Source organism: Mesorhizobium sp. BHbdii, from assembly GCF_053848045.1.
This window is the reverse complement of record NZ_JBSPKX010000272.1, coordinates 1-417: the sequence shown is the minus strand read 5'-3', so window position 1 is coordinate 417 and position 417 is coordinate 1. Positions and strand designations below refer to the sequence as shown.

Annotated in this window: 1 protein-coding gene; it reads right to left on the bottom strand. The window is 64.5% G+C overall.

Going from position 1 to position 417, the window contains the following annotated elements:
• Positions 1-76 precede the first annotated feature (76 nt).
• Positions 77-417 (bottom strand): hypothetical protein (locus ACWTU8_RS33000; RefSeq protein WP_455851400.1); only part of this gene is annotated, 341 nt, incomplete at its 5' end.

The window sequence follows — 417 nt, the reverse complement described above, 5'->3', positions numbered from 1 at the left end:
GGCGCAGCCCGGCGCCATGGTGCGGTCGATCTTGTTCTGATCGGCGATGTTCTTGCCCTGCGCGCCCGCAAGACTGTTACCGAGGGCTGAGCGTAGCGGCGCCACACCGCTGATGTCCGAAGTCGTACACGCCGCCAGCGTCAATGCACTCGTCAAGAGACATGCGAGCGTCGATGCCCTTGTGGATCGCATCCTGATTTCCTTTCTCGATCTTGGCGCGGACCTCGTCGGCGCCCCAATGCTTGATGAGCTCGTAGCCGCCCAAAACCGTACCGGAGACGGCGACCGCGATTGCGAACCACGCGATGATGACGGTCAGCGGGCGCGGCACGCCCACCAACCCGGCGACCAGCGTGATGAGCCAGGTCATGCCGGCACAGATCCCAGCGCCGCGGCGATGTGCTTTGCCTTGCGGTT